1 pseudogene is annotated in these 345 nt (G+C 63.2%); it reads right to left on the bottom strand.

The features are described from left to right. Positions 1-269: pseudogene (locus EE949_RS18310) on the bottom strand (phage tail sheath subtilisin-like domain-containing protein); the annotation flags it as partial. Positions 270-345 lie beyond the last annotated feature (76 nt).

The following is a 345-nucleotide window of genomic DNA, read 5'->3' as shown; positions in this document are numbered from 1 at the left end:
GCGTTGATCTTCACCAACAGGGCATTGGCAGCCTGAGCCGCCGTTGCGCCATTGACCACAGTAGCTTGCACGCGCACGCCGCCGACATACAGGTTCAGCAGACCGGTTTCGGTCGCTGCGCCCGCTACGGTAACCGTTGCAACGGCCTTGGCGCCTTCGGTATTGAGCAGCGGCAGGCACCAGACTTCACCGGTCGGGTCGGCCTTGCGCCAGGTTTCGTACATGGCGGCGAGCATGGAGCCCTGACCACCAAGGTGCTTCGCCAGCGCCCCCTTGTCACTCCGGACGAAGGCCGGCACGCAAGTCGTCGGCACCAAAAGCGGAACGAAACCCTCACCTTTTGAT

It is taken from the genome of Pseudomonas viridiflava (assembly GCF_900602065.1).
Lineage (GTDB): Bacteria > Pseudomonadota > Gammaproteobacteria > Pseudomonadales > Pseudomonadaceae > Aquipseudomonas.
Note: the sequence above shows the minus strand (reverse complement) of the source record. Positions and strands in the feature narration are given on the sequence as shown.